Raw genomic sequence first — 18400 nt, 5'->3', positions numbered from 1 at the left:
GAGTAAAGGAGAGTGGGCCTGTATGGCAGCATCTGCTGCCATACAGGCCCACTCTCCTTTACTATGACACCCCTTGATTGTCAGGTTAAAAGTACTCCCTAGCCAGGGCTTCTTAAAGTAGATGATACACACACTGGCCGTTTAATGTTACAATAGCGCCATGCGACATGTTTTTTTAATTGGGCTTTCAGGGAGCGGGAAGAGCACGGTGGGCCGCCTGCTTGCGCAAGAGTTGCGGCGACCTTTGCTTGATATTGATGCTCTCATTGAGCAGGAAGAGGGCATGGGTATCCCCGAGATTTTCACCCGGCATGGTGAGGCGTATTTTCGCGAGTGTGAGCGTCGTGTCCTGGCGCGTGTCGCGCAAAATGAGGAGGGCGCGATTGTGGCGACAGGCGGGGGCCTGGTGGCGCGCGAGGAGAATCGCAGGCTGATGGCCGAGCGTGGTGTTCGGGTCTATTTGCAAACGGAGCCTGAGGTGGCTCTTGAGCGCTTGCGAGCGCAGCATACACACTCTCTTGCCAAGAGTACCTCGCCCGAGATCCGGCCTCTACTGGCTGGTCCCGATCCCCTGGCCACGTTGCGGAATTTGTACACGACCCGTCGCGCCTGGTATGAGGAGGCTGACCTGGTATGCCAGACTCATGGCCGGAGCGTGGAACGGGTGGTTATGGAGATTATGGCTATGGTAAAAGCTGCTGACGCGTCGAGGGATGGGGCGCCTGTTGTCAGGCATGTTCACATTGGTAGAGGCTATGACACCGTGGTGGATTGGGGGGGGCTGGAGCGACTCCCGCAGTATCTGACACAGTTGGGCCTGCCCTCGCGGGTCTTCCTCTTTACGGATAGCAATCTCCGCGCACTTTATGGCGAGCAGGTTGTGCATAGCCTGAAGCAACAGGGATTTGAACCCTACCTCTACACGGTCCCGGCAGGCGAGGCGAGCAAATCACCTGAGCAGCTACAGGCGATCTATGACTGGCTGCTTGAGCACCATGCTGAGCGGCGCGAGGTCTTGATCGCGCTTGGCGGTGGTGTCATTGGTGACCTGGTCGGATTTGCCGCGGCCACCTATCTGCGTGGCGTGCCCCTGATTCAGGTGCCAACCTCGCTGCTGGCTCAGGTGGATGCGGCCATTGGTGGCAAGACTGGTATCAACCATCGCCAGGGCAAGAACCTGATCGGCGCTTTTTATCATCCACGCCTGGTCCTGGTGGACCCCAGGACCCTGCTGACGCTGCCAGAGCGGGAGCGTACAGAGGGATGGGCAGAAGTTGTAAAGTATGGTATCATACTCGACGCTAAGCTATTTGCGCTTTTGGAGACCTACAAAGACGCTTTGCGCGATTTCTCGTCCCTTCCTGCTTCCTTGCTGGTCCAGATTGTGGCTCGCTGCATCGACCTCAAAGTGCAGGTTATTGAAGAAGACGAGACGGAGAGCGGCCTGCGCGCCATCTTGAATTATGGCCATACCATTGCCCATGCGCTGGAGAGTGTCGCGGGATACGGTGAATGGTTGCATGGCGAGGCGGTCTCTCTGGGCATGGTAGCTGCGGCTGAGATGGCGCGTGAAGCTGGCATGTGGGGCGCGGAAGAAGAGCAGCGACAGAATGCACTTCTCGCATCGTTGGGACTCCCCACGCGCTACCGGGGGTTGGTGCGGGCGCAGGACATACTGGCGAAAACGCGCCTGGATAAGAAAGTGGTGGGCAAACGTATTCGCTGGATCATGCCCCGACGGATTGGCGAAGTCGTCATTACCGAGATGTCCGATGATCTTGTCGAGCGCGTGGTCACAGATTTTTTCGCTGAAGCGAGGTCATAGGCAATGGCGGAGATCCTGGTTTTAAATGGACCCAACCTGAATACGTTGGGGAAGCGCGACCCAGGGATATATGGCAGTGTGACACTCGAGCAGATCCAGGCGCGTTTGCGAGAGCGAGCGGCCAGCCTGGGAGCGACAATAGAGTGTGTGCAGTCCAACCATGAAGGTGTGCTGATCGATACAATTCAGCAGTATGCCGAGCGCGTAGAGGGCATAATTATCAATCCTGGCGCCTTTACGCACTACTCGTATGCTTTGCGTGATGCGCTTGCGGGCACCAGGCTACCCATCATCGAGGTCCATTTGAGCAATATCTATGCCCGGGAGCCTTTTCGCCATGAGTCTGTGATTGCTCCCATTAGCTATGGGCATATCGCGGGCCTGGGTTGGCGTGGCTATCTCCTGGCACTTGAGGCGCTTGTGGCCTTCTTACAAGAACAAAAGTAGCTTCCTGCTACAGAAATACAGATGAACGACCATTGGTCATTCAATGTCAAAGGAGTTTTCTGAATGATTTCCACTGGTGACCTGAAAAAAGGCGTCACAATCGAGTTTGAAGGGAATCCCTGCACGATTCTCGAGTGGCAGCACGTGAAAATTGGCCGTGGTGGTGCTATCGTGCGCCTGAAGTTGCGTAACCTGCGTAGCGGCGCGATTTTTGATCGTACATGTGACGCTGGCGATAAGTTCAAACGCCTCTATCTGGATCGTTCGACCGTCACCTATCAGTACAATGCCGATGACCTGTATCATTTTATGGATACCAGCACGTATGATGATATTGCCCTGAATGAGGCTCAACTGGGCAATGCCAAGGATTATCTCATTGATAACCTCGAGCTTGACATCATTCGTTATAACGAAGAGCCTATCTCGGTGGAACTGCCTGAAAAGGTCGTACTCAAAATAACCTATACCGAGCCTGGCTTCAAAGGCGACACCGCTACGGGCGGTACGAAGCCCGCGACGACCGAGACGGGTCTCGTGGTACAGGTACCCTTGTTTGTTTCTAGCGAAGACTCGATTCGTGTGAATACCAGCACGGGTCAGTACGTGGAGCGTGTCTAAAACGGCTCTGCTGGTCTATCTCTGACACGATCTCCGTAGATAGGGAGAGATCAGTGCATGCCTGGAAACTGAAGTGAGTGAGCATAGGGGACGTCGCGTAACCATTGGCAACCGAGGCGCTTGCATCTGGCTCACTAAGCATTTATAAATGTAGTATGGGAGTATGACTATGGATGGCAGCAGACGTGCTTCCTCTCAATTAGAGAGACTTCCAGAGGAAGTGCAGCAAGAGACGGAGCAGATGAGCATTGAACACCTGACCCACCTGGTCAAAGTGCTTGATAAAAGCGACGTTTCCGAAATTGAAGTCAAGCATAGCGGGACGGGAACACGCCTGGTCTTGCGCAAGGCCAGGGCCGGAGAGAGCGCCACAATCAGTGTTAGCGAGCCAGTGGCTGAAGCGGCTGACTCCTCGGTGTCTGCACCTCCACAGCATACTGTTACCGCGCCGCTGGTAGGAATTTTCCACACCTGGGCCAAGCCCAAAGGGAAAGCCCTGGTTGCCGCGGGCGATAAAGTCAAAGTCGGGCAACTGGTTGGCTCAATTCAGTCCCTCAACGTCCTCTACGAGATTGAGGCGAGCGCTGCTGGCCGTGTGCTAGAACTTCTCGTGGAAGATGGCCAGCCTGTGGAGTATGGACAGGCTTTGATGACGCTTGAAACGGCTGAGGAGGCATAGCAGGGTATGACCGCCATGCATCTTCCAGGCTTTAATGAAGCCATCAGTGTCTCAGCCCTCTCGGTCTTCCTGCGAGAGTGGCTTGAGACCAATGACATGCTACAAGATGTCCGGGTGTATGGCGAAGTCTCCAATTGCAAGACCTACCCCTCCGGTCATTGTTATTTTACCCTCAAGGACAGTGGCGCACAGCTCAACTGCGTCTTCTTTAAGCAGTCCCGTCTGCGTTCATCCGCTCCCACGCTACGCGATGGCATGGGAATCGCCCTGAATGGACGTATTTCATTCTATGAACGTGACGGAAAGCTGCAACTCTATGTGGAGAGCGCCGAGCCTCTGGGTGTAGGCGCCCTCTTTGAGCGCCTGGAGCGCTTGAAAGCGCGCCTGGAGGCGGAAGGACTCTTCGCGGAAGAGCGAAAACGCGTGCTTCCCGAGCGCCCGGAAGTTATTGGGATTGTTACTTCGCCGCAAGCTGCGGCCCTGCGCGATATGTTGCGCGTCTTGCGCCAGCGCTACCCTCTGGCGCGCGTGATTCTTGCCCCCGCACAGGTTCAGGGAAGTGATGCCCCTGCCTCTATTGCCGCTGCGCTCGATGCGCTGAATGAGCACGGGGAGGCAGAGGTCATCATTGCCGGGCGTGGCGGCGGCTCCATCGAAGAACTGTGGGCCTTTAACGAAGAGGTCGTGGTGCGCGCCATTGCACGCTCAAGTATCCCTGTGATTAGTGGCGTCGGCCATGAAACGGACTTTACCCTGGCCGACTTTGTCGCCGATTTGCGCGCATCGACGCCAACCGCAGCCGCGACCGCCGCGGTCCCCAACATCGAGGATTGGCGCATTGAGTTGCTTGATCGTCAGCAAGAGCTTGGCTCGCTGATGGAAGAGCGCCTGGAAGAGCTTGCGGCCCAGGTTGCCGATCTCCAGTATCAACTTGAGCATAGGAGTCCCGTTGGACAGATCAATAACTATCGCCAGCAGTTGGACGAGGCCAGTGAGCGCATGCAGACGCATATGCGCCACCTGTTGAGCATACGCGCGGAGCGCCTCAGCGGACAAACCTTGCAACTGCACGCGTTAAGTCCGCTCTTGACGATTGCACGTGGCTATGCGGTGGTCAGACATGAGCCAGACCAGCGGCTGATAACAAGCGTGAAGCAGGTACAGGCCGGGGATGCCTTGAGTATTCAGGTGCAGGACGGCAGCATTCCTGTAACTGTACGCGAAGAGTTGGGCTCTGTTTGAAGGTATACAAAGCAGGAGGTGCAGGAGGGCCGCAGGTCCTCCTGCCGGGGATTGGGGTGTCCCCAAAATACATATACCCCTCTAAAGGATTTGATAAGACAACAGTTTTGCGGGGGAAGAAGGAAGGTCATGGAAGCATTATCGTTTGAAGAGGCTTTTGCCAAGCTAGAAGCCACGGTTGCAGCCTTGAAAGATGGACAGGTTTCCTTAGAGCAGGCACTCAGCTCTTATCAGGAGGGCGTGACGCTTGTTCAGTACTGTAATGAGCTTTTACAGAAGGCTGAGTTAACGGTACAACAACTGCAAGTGGATAGCGAGGGCACGTTGTCCTTGCAATCATTGGACCTGTAAGAGGGGAGAAGCTCTTTTAACTTATGGTTAGTGACACGCTTTTAGACAATCATGTGCTCCTGGCCTCGGTATTAGCCTGGGCGCTTGCTCAGGTAAGCAAGACGGTGGGCGAAATCATTAAAGAACGCCGCCTGGTGCTGAGCCGTCTCGTTTCTTCTGGTGGTATGCCAAGTTCGCATTCCGCCCTGGTGACCGGGCTGGCTACCGCTGTGGGTCGTGTGATGGGCATCAGTTCGCCAGCTTTTGCCATCGCGGCCGTCCTGGCAGGTATCGTGATGTATGACGCCGCAGGCGTGCGTCGTGCTGTGAGTATTCAGGCGCGTATTTTAAATCAGATGATTGATGAAGCCTTTCAGGGGCATCCCTTCGCGGAAAAACGTTTGCGTGAGCTGATTGGGCATACCCCGATCCAGGTTTTTGTAGGTGGACTACTGGGTATTTGTGTTGGTTTGCTCGCCACTAGTTATTAACAAGTACTAGCGCTTTTTACGTTATTTGTCAGGCCCGCAGGCTCCTTGCGCAGCTTGCGACCTACTCGCCTGTCTATCTCTTCCCTCGCCAATCAAGATGTCTTTACACTCTTGTTAAGACATCTTGCCTCTGCTTCAATTTTTAGAGCAACTCCCTTAATGAGAACGCGTCCAATGTTCCTCCTCATGTGTACTGCACGAAAGAAGCCTTTTATTGATCAGTTTGTATTCTCCCCGAATACTTTGCTGCTAGAAGATGTCTGTCTAGAATAACCAGTCATTTAGTGCCCCAAAAAAATGTGGAGGAAGCGTCTAAGATTTAGGAAGTGCAAAGAAGCCAGGGGCAGTGCAAAAACATATTTTTGTGATTGTGCCCTGCTTTGCCTGCCATAGAGCGAAAAATATGCTAAAATAATGGTTGTGTTTGCGTGAAGGGGGATAACGGTAGATTTCGGTGCAATAGATTTAAAATATTGTATATTGTATCTTATTGTTTTTATGTATGTCAGGAGTTGTCGTGCGTTGCGTAGTTTAAGCTTACTATCTTGATACTTTTAGGTACATGTCCTCCTCTTGCAAAGCCATAAGCAACGCTTATGAGGGTTGGTTTGTTTCTGCCCTGGCGAGTCCTGCACGTGTATAAAAAGGAATGTTCCCTGACGCAGGACAATTATTTTCTTTGTTTGCATGTCTTGGGGGAGACTGTAAGAGAAGCGAGCCTCGCTATGTTTATGCCAAAGCACTTGAAACGTTCTGCGCAAAAATTTCTACAAGGATGTGAGGGATGAAGACAATTTTTTGCTTTTGTGTATCAGGTGAGAATTTCAAATACCCTGTCGTCAATCGATACAATCTTGTATGGCATGAGAAGCGGTCATAGAAGGGAGACAGGTAACTCATTGGGCAACTACTCGCAATATGCAGATGTGTTATGTCTATCAGGGGAGGAGACATATGAAATTGCTGGTCATCGATAGTGACCGTGATTTGGTGGAAATGCTCACAAGCTGGCTAAAAACTCTGGGGTATGAAGTATACAGAGCCTATAATAGTGAGCGAGCCCGAAGTGAATGGCTCGAACAACGTCCCGATCTGGTAATCATTGATCCTATGTTGAAGGGGGGGAATGTGCTGGAAATGTGTCGCGATTTACGCGCTAAGCACGATGCACTGGTGCTGGTGTTAACCGATAGCAAAGAGGTACAGGACGAGGTGCGTTGCCTTGAGTCGGGGGCGGACGATTATTTACGTAAGCCGTTTTTCCCGGCGCAATTGCTGGCCAGGATTCGTGCGGTGAGTCGTCGCGCTCGCTCTACGCTGGAGCGTCGCCCATCCTCTGTGGTCACAGTAGGCCCTCTTCGTGTCGATTCGTTGCATAATGAGGTGAGTGTTCATGGCAAACTGGTGCGCCTGACCCCGACTGAGAGCAAACTATTACACTTGCTGGCGATCAATGCAAACGATGTCTGCACCGCAAATCAGATCGTCACTCATGTCTGGGGCTACGATGGCGATGGCGATGCCTGCCTCATCAAAGCGCATATTCGCCACCTGCGCCAGAAGATTGAACCTAGTCCCAGCGATCCACGCTATATATTGACCGTTCCCGGTGTAGGCTATACCCTGATCCGCCGTAACGAGGAACAAAAGGTACCCGTAGAGAGCGGGAAGGCCTTGCGCGCGCTCTCCATCTAGAGGCTCGTACCTCATATCCTTCAATGTCTGTATAGAGGTGAACTACCGCTGAGCTAAAGACGCGGCGGCTTCTTCGGAAGTCACTGAAGATTTGGTTCAGTAGCTTCTTCGGAAGTCTGAGTTCACCAGACTCAGCCCCAGAAATGGGCGCTACGTTCGATAGGTCATGACACCTGCGGTTGACGCATCAGACCGCTGCTCTGTCGCTGAGAGTTAAGTAGGCTTGAGGAAAGGGCCGGTGCTCTCGGTGTAAAAAGCCTTTTGAACCTTGTCGAGATGAAGCCGGATTCCCTTCGTGGTCAGAGCGAAGGGATACGCACCACCTGCCTTCGGGCAGAGCTTTTTGAGTCAATGGACCGCCTCTTGCTCAAAAGAACAAGAGGCGGTCCGGCGATTCATCCACGAGGCTGAAGACCTCGTGGTTTTCTCGCCACGCCTATATAAAGAGCACAGGACCGTGGTCCTGTGCTCTTTATCTCTATCTCTATACAGACAAAATCTCAACCACCACCACGGGCCAGGAGCATGACGGGTACTGTCAGGACGATGAGCTTGAGGTCGAGCCAGAGCGATTGCTGGTGCAGGTACGCGATATCCATCTCAACCATCTGCTGGAAGGTCACACGTGAGCGGCCATAGACCTGCCAGGTTCCGGTCAGGCCGGGTTTGCCGCTGAGGCGTAGCCAGTCGCCCTCTTTGTATATCTCTACTTCATAGGATAGAGGTGGGCGCGGCCCCACCAGTGTCATCTCGCCTCGCAAGACATTCCAGAATTGCGGCAGCTCGTCAAAACTCAATTTGCGAATAATGCGGCCCACCCTCGTAATTCGGGGATCCTTGTGGATCTTATAGGCCATGCTCTCATCAGCCTCTTCGCTCAGCTTTTCGCCGCGCATATACTGCTGAATCTTTTCGATATGGAGCCTGGGATCGTTGTTGGTATACATCGAACGAAACTTGAGCATCTCAAAGGTTTTTCCGTTTTGCCCCACCCGCTTCTGGCGAAAGAACACCGGGCCTTGTGAATCAAGTCGAACGCAGAGCGCGACCAGGAGACACACGAGCAAGACAAAGGGTCCGATGAGAAGCGTAAACGCGATGTCAAGCAGGCGTTTGTAGCGCAGGTAGCTTCTACTGAACGCCAGGTCTTGCTGGACCTGGGTCGCTTGTGCTTGAACAGCCATGGCTATTCCTCCCCGAAGACTCATACGAGGAATTCCTCGTAACCTCAACTATCTTATACTGCCTCAATGGTACGGTATGAGGGTGCAGAAACGGTACGGATGAGCATAGAAAACTGGTAGCGGCCCGTCTAGAAAGGGAGAAATTGAGGTAAATTGAAGCGCTGTGATATGGTGGATTGGAATCTCTTTGGAACCTTTGGGCTAGCCACACGTTCTCCACTCCGCTGACAAAGTTTCACCTAACCTCTACCACAACGAGTATCAGCCGGTCACTCTCGCATGGTACTATCCTGACTAGTAAAGTTGTCTTTCTGCTCGCTGCGAGGCTGAGCTTCATTTTTTTGAGAAGGAGTGCTGAGGGAGTGGTACCTTTACAAGTTCCTCTTGTTGATCTACGTGCCCAGTATCAGAGCTTGAAGCCTGAAATTATGGCGGCCTTTGCTGAAGTGTTGGAGAGTATGCACTTGTTCCTGGGGCCGAAGACTCGCGCTTTTGAGCAGCAGTTTGCCGAGTATTGTGCCTGTCGCTATGGCATAGGTGTGTCCTCGGGAACGGAGGCGCTGGTGCTGGCCCTGCGTGCCTGCGATATTGGAGCGGGCGACGAGGTCATCACGGTCTCCAACACCTTTATCGCCACAGTGGAGGCCATTGCCCTGGTGGGGGCCAGGCCGGTATTTATCGATGTGGATCCCCAGACCTACCTGATGGATTGGCGTCAGCTAGAGACTGTGTGCACAGAACGCACACGCGCCATTCTGCCTGTGCATCTCTATGGGCATGCGGCTGAGATGGGGCCTATCCTTGAGTTTGCGCGAGCGCGTGGGCTACGCGTTATTGAAGATGCCTCACAGGCACACGGGGCGACCTATCAGGGCCAGCGCGTTGGTAGCTTTGGTGATATAGGCTGCTTTAGCCTGTACTACAGTAAGAACCTGGGAGCCTTTGGCGAGGCTGGCATCTGTACGACCAGCGATCCTGTCCTGGCGGAGAAATTATGCATGCTGCGCGACCATGGCTCGCGTGTACGCTATCATCACGAGGTGATCGGGGGCAATTATCGCCTCGATGAATTGCAAGCGGCCGTCCTGCTCTTAAAGATGCCCTACCTTGAGCAGTGGAACCAGGCGCGCCAGGCCCATGCGCAGTTCTACACTCAGCGGTTGCGCGAGGTGGTGCCGCAGGCGCCTGAGGTTCGCTCCTGGGGCACGCATGTCTATTGCTACTATGTGATCCAGGTGGAGCAGCGTGATACCTTCCGCAAGGCATTAGAAGATGCCGGAATTGGAACCAATGTGCACTACCCGGTGCCCATTCATTTGCAGCCCGCCTGCGCAGACTATGGATATACGCGTGGTATGCTGCCCGTGACTGAGCATGCTGCCGAGCGTATTGTCTCACTCCCTATGTATCCCGAATTAACTGAAGAGCAACTGCACCTGGTCGTGGAGACAGTGAAGCAGGCGCTCTTGATCGGTGTAACGCAAAAATAAACGTTAGTCATTTATCCCTTTATAATGCACGGATAAAAAAGGAAGAAGCGACGTATGGCTGATTTACGTTTTGGCATCATTGGCTGGGGGTACTGGGGGCCAAAGATTGCCCGTAACCTGGATAGTATCGCCCATGCCACAGTAACCGCGGTCGCCGATATGGATAAGCATCGGGTAGCTCTGCTTGCGGGCCAACAACCAGGCCTCCAGGTGACATCCCAGGTGGAGGAATTGCTCCGCTCAGATGTTGATGCTGTCGTCATCGCGACACCTGTCCGGACCCACTACGCACTCGCCAAACAGGCCCTGCTCCATGGCAAGCACGTCCTGGTTGAAAAGCCCTTGACGGCCAGCGTCGCGGAAGCGGAAGAACTGGTCGCGCTGGCACGCCAGGTGGACCGGGTCTTGATGGTTGGGCATACCTTTGAGTATAGCCCTGCGGTCAACGAGCTGCGCAAGCTCGTGCAGAGCGGTGAATTGGGGAAGATCTATTGTGTTGAGGCTGAACGTGTCAATCTAGGCCTATTTCGTCGCGATATTAACGTCATCTGGGACCTGGCTCCCCATGATGTCTCAATCCTGCTCTACCTGTTTGGTCAATTGCCTGAACAGGTCCAGGTGCAGGCGAACGCGCACCTATTGCCACCTATTCATGACGTCGCGCACCTGGATCTTGGCTTCCCAGATGGGATGACGGCGCATATCCATGTGAGCTGGCTGCACCCCTGCAAGCTGAGGCGGGTAACTGTCATCGGCGATGCCAGGATGGTGGTCTACGACGATACCAATCCTGCTGAGATGATCAAGATTTATAACAAGGGCGCGGATGTCAATGCCGACCCTGTGGTGTCCTATCGCCATGGCGCGATTACTATTCCGCATATCGATTGGATCGAGCCACTACGCCTGGAGTGTGAAGATTTTATTCATGCCATCCGCACTGGCACGCCTCCACGTGCCAGTGGCGAGGTCGGCCTCTCCGTCGTACGCGTCCTGGCCGCGGCCCAGGATGCCTTAAATCAGCAACTGCGCACCCTGGTTTCCGATACTATACCCGCATAGTATCTTCCTCGTACAAGAGTTTGTCTAACAAGGCACTAGGCAAACTTTTGCAACAGGGTAAGGGTATGTCGTCGAGGGCAGGCAAAGCCTGCCCTCGACGACATACCCTTACCCTGTTGCAAAGCACCGCAGTTGCTGAGAAGTGAGATCAGAAGGAGCCAAAGATATGCAAGAGCGCAGCGCAGTAACAAGCTATATCCACCCTCTGGCGGAGGTCGAAGAGGGGGCGCAGATTGGTGCGGGAACGCGCATCTGGCGCCATGCTCATGTGCGAGCCTCCGCCACTATTGGTGCCATGTGCAATATCGGCAAAGGAGTCTACGTCGAATCCCACGTTCATATTGGGGCGCGGGTCAAGATACAGAACCATGTCTCTCTCTTTGAGGGTGTCACAGTAGAGGATGGTGTCTTTATTGGCCCGCACGTCTGTTTTACCAATGACCTCTATCCCAGGGCTATTACACCTGATGGCCAGCTTAAAGGGAGCGAGGACTGGGAGATTACGCCGACGCTTGTCAAGTATGGAGCATCGATAGGGGCAAACGCGGTCGTGGTCTGTGGCGTGACTATCGGTACCTTCGCGCTTGTAGGAGCAGGCTCAGTGGTCACAAAAGATGTCGCGCCCTATACCCTGGTACTGGGCAATCCAGCACGCTTTCGCGGTTATATCTGTCGTTGCGCACGCCGTTTATCTTCAGTTACAAAAGATGCAAATGTATTGATTGGTATGTGTGAGATTTGTGGATGGGTAAATTTGCATTTTGAATAGTAATAATGTGCAAAGAGTTGCAAATATGGATAATGGCATGTATAATGGCATGTATAGTTAACCTGGTTCTTCGAAAAATCTTTTTTTTGTGGGGGTGGAAAGGGTGATGACTCATTTGTCCTCGACACAGGCTTCGCTCTGTTGTGATGCTACACAGCGTTATTTTCTTGATGCCGTCAATGCTTTGCTCGATGTGCGCGATCAGGAGCTCTCCGGGCGGCTCTGCATACGCAGTGATGAGCGCCGGGGCCTGATTCATTTCTACTTTCAAGAGGGACGCCTGGTGCATATTATGGGCGATAAGCGTAACCTTGAGGCGTTACTCCAGGACTTACTCCAGTGGCAAAGGGCAAAGGTACGCTTTGATGCGCAGATAGGGGCCCCTTTTCAAGACGTGACATGGCACCAGGCAGAGTTCTTCCAAAGCTGGCTAGAACTGGTGGAGGTCAAGGGCGTCGTGTATGGTGCCTCATATGCCTCTCTCGATGGGTTGGCGGGATATATGACCGCTCACTTGCCTGCCAAGCCTCTCATCGAGGGCGTATCCGTAACTACTAGTAAAGATGCACAGCTAGCGCTCTGGGTCTCTGCCAAAATGGCGGTATGTATCGTACCCGAGACGCCTCCTCTACCTGTGGCTAGCTCAGGTTGGCTCTCTCCGGTCAGCCAGACGCTCCAGCAGGCCGGGCGTTTGACTCAGGATGTCTCGCGATTCTTGACGCGTATCATGCATGTAGGCTCACGCCAGCCGGTTGGCTAACAATAATAGTGTGTCACCAGAAGAGAAAATGTCGGCGTGAGGGCAGACAGGTGCCTGCCCTCACGCCGACATTTTCTCTTCTGGCAGGTAGATGTCTACCCGCTGAGAAGCGGTTGCTTTATGCTTCGAGCCGCTCGGGGTGGTGCTTACGCCAGTAGCGCATATACCCCTGCACTGTCATAGGGTAGTTCGATGCGATCTCGTAGCGCTCGAGCGTACGCGGATCGTTCGAAAGGCGCTGTAATTCAGGGCGTGTCTCCGCGATGAAAAGTTCAATAATCTCCGCCTCGCTCTTGTTCTCGCGCATGGCTCGTAGCACGAGATCACCCCAGTTAAAGAGCTTCGCGCGTATGCTTTCAAGATGCGGAGCCAGGTTGCGGACGGGACCAAAGTGCGCCAGGTAAATGACATCGGGGCGCAGCTTTTTGAGCGTATCGATGCTGCTCGACCAGGCCTCGATATCCAGGTCTGGAGGTGGGGTGGGAGGTCGCCCATAAGTGATGCCAGGCAGGCGCACGCCCGCGACGTCGCCCGCGAAGAGATCTCCACTATGCACATCAAAGAAGATGACGTGGTGGATGGCATGCCCGGGAGTATAGTGAACCTCCAGGCGCCGACCCGCGATATTGAGAACGTCTCCGCCCTCAATGACCTGGACCTTCTCCTGGGGCACAGGGAGAATCTCGCCCCATAACTCCTGCATGCGTTCGCCATAGATGCGCTCCGAGCTGGAGATGAGTTTCCCAGGATCAATGAGATGTTGCGCGCCCTTACTATGAACGAACACGCGTGCCTGGGGCATAGAGGCGAGAAGCTTTCCGACTCCTCCAGTATGATCCAGGTGAATGTGCGTGGCCAGGATGTGGGTGACGCGCGCGGGATCAAATCCCGCCTGGCGTACCCCCTCCAGTAGGGCCTCGCTGGTGCTTCCCGGTCCTGGATCAATCAGCGCGATTTCATCGCTACCTGCCAGGAGGTAGGAGCCGATAATGTCTGTCTCCCCCTGGAACGGCAGCGAAATCTGCCAGATTCCAGGGGTGAGTTGTGTTACCTCTGTCAAGAGTATAAACTCCTCGCTTCCTTACTTTTTCTTCGAGATGGATTTCGCCTGTGTGAAGAGCAACAGGTAATCCGGGCCTCCTGCCTTGGAGTCCGTACCCGACATATTGAAGCCACCGAAGGGATGACCACCAACCATGGCGCCTGTGCACTTGCGGTTGAAGTACAGGTTGCCAACATGGAATTCTTCGCCGGCGCGCTCAAGACGCTGCTCGTCGTTAGAGAAGAGCGAGCCGGTCAGGCCGTACTCGGTATTGTTAGCGATGTCGAGGGCCTCATCAAAGTCTTTCGCTTTGATAAAGGCTAGAACCGGGCCAAAGATCTCCTCCAGCGAGATACGCGCCTCGGGGGCGACGTCCGCGAAGATGGTTGGCTCGATAAAGTAGCCCGGCCCCTGGTGCTTACCGCCAGTGACGAGGCGTCCCTCTTGCTTGCCGAGCTCGATGTACTCGAGGATTTTCTTCATGGCGTTCTCGTCAACCACGGGACCCATGTAGGTGGTTGGTTGAGTCACATCGCCCATAGTAAGGGTTTTGGTCTTCTCGACCACTTTCTCCAATACCTTGTCGTAGACCTGCTCGACGACAATGGCGCGGGAACCAGCCGAACACTTCTGCCCCTGGAAGCCAAAGGCGGAGGCAACGATAGCGGTGGCGGCGGCATCCAGGTCGGCGGTCTCGTCGACGACGATTCCATCTTTGCCACCCATTTCCAGGATGGTACGCTTTAGCCAGCGCTGTCCCTTGGGCGTTTTCGACGCGCGCTCATAGATGCGCAAGCCGACGTCACGCGAGCCAGTGAAGGAGATGTAGCGCACGCTAGGGTTATCAACGAGGGTATCACCTACGACTGAGCCGGAACCGGTCAGGAAGTTGACCACGCCAGCGGGCAGACCCACCTCTTCGAGGAGGCGCATAAACTGATAGGCAATGGCGGGCGAAGTGCTGGCAGGTTTGAGCACAACTGTATTGCCAGCGACAAACGAGGCGCTTGTCATGCCGACCATGATGGCATTAGGGAAGTTCCAGGGCGGAATGACCGCGCCCACACCCAGCGGAATATAGACGAGTTTATTCTCTTCGCCAGGCAGAGGCGTGACAGGCTGATCGCCAGCCAGGCGCAGCATCTCGCGTGCGTAGTACTCGAGGAAGTCAATGGCCTCGGCGGTGTCGCCATCGGCCTCGACCCAGCTCTTACCAACCTCAAAGATCATCCAGGCGTTAAAGTAGAAACGGCGCTGGCGCATGAGATCGGCGGCGGCGAAGAGATAGCTGGCGCGCTCTTCGGCCGGAACATGTTTCCAGCTTTCGAAGGTCTCGGCCGCGACTTTCACCGCCTCGTTTGCCTGCTCGACGGTCGCGCTGGTAAAGTGACCTATTACCTGATCAGGCTGCGAGGGGTTGACCGAGGCGAAGGTCTTCTCACCGATAATCTTTTTGCCACCGATGATGAGCGGATAGGTCTGACCCAGCTCGCTTCTCACCTGGGTGATTGCCTCTTCCTGGGCACGTTTATTCTCTTCTTTACTGAAATCAGTAAAAGGTGCATTTGTGAAAGGCGTTTGGAGACGCCCTTTGATATCTTCTAAAACTTTGGCCATGATGTATAAACTCCTTCAACACTTCATCGTGTCATGTGATTGATTGCCTCCTTATTCTATCTCATAGAGGCGGGGTGATGGTAGAGGAATGCTTCTGTGTATCATTTCTAACGTGCAGCAAGCAGGCAACGCACTGTATTAGTGAATAATGGGGGCGTTATCCTGGGCAAGCGCGTCGCGAATGCGCTCGTGGTGAGGCTCCACGATGTCCATCCGGGCTATTTCTTTTGGTGTGAAGTAGCCAATTTCGGTAGTCTCATCGCTTAAACCAGGCTCGCCAGCCACTATCTCGCCCTCAAAACAGATGTTAACCATGTGATAGCGGTTACTATCAGGATAAGTCAGGAGCACATGCGGATTAGAGTAGATACCAATGAGCTTGTTAAGACAGATACGCAGACCGGTCTCTTCCCATGCCTCGCGGATACAGGCTTCGCTGACGCTCTCGCCCGCCTCCATATGCCCACCGGGCAAGCACCAGCGCCCGTTATCGCTGCGCCGGGTTAGCAGTATTTTCTCGTGTACAGCGTCAAAAATGACGACCGAGGTCGTGAGTGCCAGTTGCCCCTCCCGGCCAATGCGGTCTCCAAAGAGATATGAGGCCATAGTGCGTTCTCCTTATATTTAGTCATATTTTCATCTAAGGTTGAATGTCCAGGGTGGTGATATTTCGTGTAGCCATGTCTAGCAGACGAATGGCATGATTATTGGTGTCGGCGATATATAGAGTGTTGCCAGTGATTGCCAGGTCGCCGGGTTCATTGAATTGTGCTTGCTCGGCTGGACCATTATGTATGCCTGCCTCGCCGGTTCCGGCAAGGGTACGAACCTCGCGTGTTTGGGGATCAAGGGCCTTGATGCGATTATTATAGGTATCGGCCAGGTAGAGCAGGCCATTGGCTGCGCAGATGCCCTGTACATGTTGTAACTGAGCCTCTTCACCGATGCCATCCACATCGCCAAAGTCAAAGAGTCCCGTGCCTACCAGCGTATGCACCTGTTGCTCACCTGTCAGCTCGATGGCGCGGATGGCGCTGGCTTCGCTATCGGCGCTGTAAAGCACCTGGCTAGCCACATCCAGGGTGATGCCAGTCGGCTGCGCGAAGAGGGCCTCGTCACGTGGTCCATCGCGTAGTGCCTCCGGGCCAGCGCCAGCGAAGGGTTCAATCTCACCAGTAGCCAGGTTGAGCACGAAGATGCGGTGCATCCCCGCCATGGCGATATACAGCTTCTCCTCAAAGGCCACGAGGTCCCAGGGTGAGCTAAGCGCAATGCTTCGCGCCGGACCCTGGAGCCGGGTCCGCACCATGCCATTTTGCTCGCCAGTTCCCGCCAGTGTCTCCACTTGCTTTGTGCGTAGATCAACGCGCCGGATGAGGTGGTTATCAGTATCCGCCACATAGAGCAGGTCGTTGACGAGGGCTACGCCCTGAGGATGGTTGAACTGGGCCTCCGCAAACGAACCATCGGCCTGACCCTGGACTCCTGACCCGATAATGGTGCGTACTCGGCCCTGGAGATTGGTCTCGACCAGGCGATGATGTGCCGAATCGCTGATAATGAGGCGGTCGGCCTGTGCATCTACCGCAAGCTTGCCAGGGAAGGCAAGGAACGATGAGGGAGCTGTCGCGGCGCTGAAGCGCAGTTGGCGGTGATCAAGCAGTCCTCGAGCTTCAAACTCCTCAAGCATCTGGCGTAGCAGGTCCTTGCCCTGCGTGGGCGAGATCTCGCCCTCATGTTTGCCAATGACGCGCCCCTCCGGATCAATAAAGACGAGGGTGGGCCAGGCGCGGACCGCGTATTGCTGCCAGAGGTACATCGTGTGATCATTTACCACTGGATGCTCGACGCCATAACGCAGGACCGCATTGTGTACGCTGCCCGTAAAATGCTCACCCGGAAACTTGGGCGAGTGAATACTGATAATGCTTAAAGTATCAGGAAAGGCCTCCTCAATCTCGCGCAACTGGGCGAGCGCGTGCATGCAGTTAATGCAACAGAAGGTCCAGAAATGCAGGATCACGATCCGCCCGCGCAGCTCCTTCAGGCTGAGAAGGTGGTCGCTATTGATCCAGGCCAGGTTGGTGGGAAAGTCGGGTGCGCGCACCTCGCCACGAAAGCGTTGCGCCATAGTCTACCTCTTTCTTTATCAATCAGGAATATGTTATTACAAAATCCACAGCAGAAAAGCTTGTAGGGTCCATGCTGACATGGATTGCGAGCGTAGCGACCTCCGCAACGTTAGGGTATCGGCCTGCGGGCCTCGAAAGTCCATGCCAGCATGGACCCTACACTAACCTAGCGGTCCCCATTCAATCGACCATTCGAGCGGCATAAGGCCGCCAATAGGGGCCAGTACATGTTCGGCCAGTTGCCGTAAGGCCTGGCGTTGGGTCGTCAGCGTTCCAGGCTTGAGTGTGTTGCGGGCCAGCGCGGCTGTTTCCGCGTCCCAGCTTGCCAGGTGTGAAAGCAGGCGCTTTGGCTTGGCAGGCCAGCGGTGGTGGAGTGTATAGTGCGTGTGCAGAATACTCTCCACCGTATGCGCGATGAGTAGATACGAGGCCTCTTCGTCGCCATCCAGGTCTTCAATATCGCGTAACAGGTCGGCAAGGATATAGCGCGGGTACCAGGTGCGGTCAACAGGCAGTCTGGGTGGCCCCGCTTCCCAGAGCTGGTGTGCCTCGCGCTGTAGCTCGGCAATAACGCCATGGGGATCATAGATAGCCCTGCCAAAGGCGAACATATGCTGATCAATGCCTCGCTCCTTATCCTCCGCCATATAGCACCGAATCTGTTCAGCCGGATTGAGAAACATCTCAATCTCAAGCCCCTTGAACATGATATTCTTGCGCCTGCGCCGTGGAGAGGCAATAACTACATGCACATCCAGGTCGCTAGTGGGGCCAGGCGTGCCATGAATATAAGATCCTGTAGCTAGGATGCCCCGGAGATCATCTCCCAATTCATCCTGGAGAAGGGCAATAAGTTCTGGAAAAATTGCTTCAAGTTCTGCTGGCTGCAAATAAGGCATGTCGATGATGCTGCTACCTTTCTCATACTCGAACGTGTGTAAACACCCCCAAGCGGTCAGTTCTTCCTGCTTCATCGTCGATAGCCAGCGCACGGGAACCTTTGGATCGGCCCTC

At 54.4% G+C, this 18400-nt stretch carries 18 protein-coding genes; 12 read left to right on the top strand and 6 right to left on the bottom strand.

The window, feature by feature from the left end; translation table 11 throughout:
• Positions 1-160: 160 nt before the first annotated feature.
• The 8 genes from aroB (at position 161) to KRAC_RS21815 (ending at position 7330) form a co-directional block, all read left to right on the top strand.
• On the top strand, positions 161-1825 hold the full coding sequence (aroB, locus tag KRAC_RS21850; protein WP_007910813.1) for a 3-dehydroquinate synthase: 1665 nt from the start codon (positions 161-163) through the stop codon (positions 1823-1825).
• Between the two features lie 3 nt (positions 1826-1828).
• Complete coding sequence (gene aroQ / locus KRAC_RS21845; protein WP_007910811.1) at positions 1829-2272, top strand: type II 3-dehydroquinate dehydratase; 444 nt, start codon at positions 1829-1831, stop codon at positions 2270-2272.
• A gap of 63 nt (positions 2273-2335) precedes the next feature.
• Complete coding sequence (efp, locus tag KRAC_RS21840) at positions 2336-2893, top strand: elongation factor P (protein ID WP_007910809.1); 558 nt, start codon at positions 2336-2338, stop codon at positions 2891-2893.
• Positions 2894-3062: 169 nt separating this feature from the next.
• The gene (locus KRAC_RS62185) at positions 3063-3572 is read left to right on the top strand and encodes an acetyl-CoA carboxylase biotin carboxyl carrier protein (protein WP_007910807.1); all 510 of its coding nucleotides are present in this window, start codon (positions 3063-3065) and stop codon (positions 3570-3572) included.
• 6 nt (positions 3573-3578) lie between these two features.
• Positions 3579-4814 (top strand): exodeoxyribonuclease VII large subunit, encoded by a 1236-nt coding sequence (gene xseA, locus KRAC_RS21830; RefSeq protein ID WP_007910801.1) that lies wholly within the window; start codon positions 3579-3581, stop codon positions 4812-4814.
• A 129-nt stretch (positions 4815-4943) separates the two neighbouring features.
• Positions 4944-5165 carry an exodeoxyribonuclease VII small subunit gene (gene xseB, locus KRAC_RS21825; RefSeq protein WP_007910800.1) on the top strand — a complete coding sequence of 74 codons (222 nt, stop codon included), beginning with the start codon at positions 4944-4946 and terminating at the stop codon, positions 5163-5165.
• A 23-nt stretch (positions 5166-5188) separates the two neighbouring features.
• Positions 5189-5635: a divergent PAP2 family protein gene (locus KRAC_RS21820; RefSeq protein WP_007910796.1), complete on the top strand. Its 447-nt coding sequence runs from the start codon at positions 5189-5191 to the stop codon at positions 5633-5635.
• A gap of 954 nt (positions 5636-6589) precedes the next feature.
• Positions 6590-7330, top strand: coding sequence for a response regulator transcription factor (locus tag KRAC_RS21815; protein ID WP_007910795.1), 741 nt, complete (start codon positions 6590-6592; stop codon positions 7328-7330).
• Between the two features lie 500 nt (positions 7331-7830).
• Here the strand turns inward: KRAC_RS21815 and KRAC_RS21810 are convergent, their stop codons facing one another.
• A complete protein-coding gene (locus tag KRAC_RS21810; protein WP_040443991.1) occupies positions 7831-8514 on the bottom strand; it encodes a sugar transferase in 684 nt (227 codons plus the stop codon).
• 362 nt (positions 8515-8876) lie between these two features.
• Here KRAC_RS21810 and KRAC_RS21805 point away from each other — a divergent pair, with 362 nt between their 5' ends.
• From KRAC_RS21805 to KRAC_RS21790, 4 genes are all read left to right on the top strand, one after another.
• Positions 8877-10004 carry a DegT/DnrJ/EryC1/StrS family aminotransferase gene (locus tag KRAC_RS21805; RefSeq protein ID WP_007910793.1) on the top strand — a complete coding sequence of 376 codons (1128 nt, stop codon included), beginning with the start codon at positions 8877-8879 and terminating at the stop codon, positions 10002-10004.
• Positions 10005-10058: 54 nt separating this feature from the next.
• On the top strand, positions 10059-11066 hold the full coding sequence (locus KRAC_RS21800) for a Gfo/Idh/MocA family protein (protein ID WP_007910792.1): 1008 nt from the start codon (positions 10059-10061) through the stop codon (positions 11064-11066).
• A 166-nt stretch (positions 11067-11232) separates the two neighbouring features.
• Positions 11233-11835: an acyltransferase gene (locus KRAC_RS78390; protein WP_007910790.1), complete on the top strand. Its 603-nt coding sequence runs from the start codon at positions 11233-11235 to the stop codon at positions 11833-11835.
• A gap of 106 nt (positions 11836-11941) precedes the next feature.
• Positions 11942-12595 carry a DUF4388 domain-containing protein gene (locus KRAC_RS21790; RefSeq protein WP_007910789.1) on the top strand — a complete coding sequence of 218 codons (654 nt, stop codon included), beginning with the start codon at positions 11942-11944 and terminating at the stop codon, positions 12593-12595.
• A 118-nt stretch (positions 12596-12713) separates the two neighbouring features.
• On the opposite strand, the gene KRAC_RS21785 is transcribed toward KRAC_RS21790, so the two are convergent.
• The 5 genes from KRAC_RS21785 to KRAC_RS62180 all read right to left on the bottom strand — a co-directional run bounded on the left by KRAC_RS21785 (position 12714) and on the right by KRAC_RS62180 (position 18285).
• A complete protein-coding gene (locus KRAC_RS21785) occupies positions 12714-13655 on the bottom strand; it encodes an MBL fold metallo-hydrolase (RefSeq protein WP_007910788.1) in 942 nt (313 codons plus the stop codon).
• A 21-nt stretch (positions 13656-13676) separates the two neighbouring features.
• Complete coding sequence (gene pruA, locus KRAC_RS21780; protein ID WP_007910786.1) at positions 13677-15254, bottom strand: L-glutamate gamma-semialdehyde dehydrogenase; 1578 nt, start codon at positions 15252-15254, stop codon at positions 13677-13679.
• Positions 15255-15392: 138 nt separating this feature from the next.
• On the bottom strand, positions 15393-15860 hold the full coding sequence (locus KRAC_RS21775) for an NUDIX hydrolase (protein WP_007910784.1): 468 nt from the start codon (positions 15858-15860) through the stop codon (positions 15393-15395).
• A gap of 34 nt (positions 15861-15894) precedes the next feature.
• On the bottom strand, positions 15895-17385 hold the full coding sequence (locus KRAC_RS21770) for a thioredoxin-like domain-containing protein (RefSeq protein ID WP_007910782.1): 1491 nt from the start codon (positions 17383-17385) through the stop codon (positions 15895-15897).
• A gap of 162 nt (positions 17386-17547) precedes the next feature.
• A complete protein-coding gene (locus KRAC_RS62180) occupies positions 17548-18285 on the bottom strand; it encodes a hypothetical protein (RefSeq protein WP_169460928.1) in 738 nt (245 codons plus the stop codon).
• Positions 18286-18400: the final 115 nt, after the last annotated feature.

The sequence above is a fragment of the Ktedonobacter racemifer DSM 44963 genome, from assembly GCF_000178855.1.
Taxonomy (GTDB): domain Bacteria; phylum Chloroflexota; class Ktedonobacteria; order Ktedonobacterales; family Ktedonobacteraceae; genus Ktedonobacter; species Ktedonobacter racemifer.
The sequence above is the reverse complement of the archived record's forward strand: the minus strand, read 5'-3'. Positions and strand labels throughout refer to the sequence as shown.